The organism is Streptomyces sp. DT224 (assembly GCF_049844595.1).
Classification (GTDB): domain Bacteria; phylum Actinomycetota; class Actinomycetes; order Streptomycetales; family Streptomycetaceae; genus Streptomyces.
Window position 1 is genome coordinate 1 of record NZ_JBNCLI010000068.1, and the last position, 247, is coordinate 247.

1 protein-coding gene is annotated in these 247 nt (G+C 75.3%); it reads right to left on the minus strand.

Going from position 1 to position 247, the window contains the following annotated elements; translation table 11 throughout:
- The coding region (locus ACLQ2N_RS36070; RefSeq protein WP_425820035.1) for a polyketide synthase dehydratase domain-containing protein at positions 1 to 247 on the minus strand (247 nt) is incomplete at both ends.

Sequence of the window (247 nt, forward strand, 5' to 3'; positions counted from 1 at the left end):
GCTCCGCCGTTCAGCTGCTCTGCCGAGAAGGGGCGCAGGGTCAGCGCACCGACCTCTGCCACCGGACGGCCGTTCTGGTCGGCCAGCGCCACGGTGATGGCGTCGTTGCCGGCCGTGCGGACCGCCACCCGCACGCTGGTGGCGCCGGCCGCGTGGAGAGCGACCTCGCCGAACGCGAAGGGCAGGTGGGGCCGGTCGGGAGGGAGGAACCCGCCCAGCGCGATGGCGTGCAGGGCGGCGTCGAGCA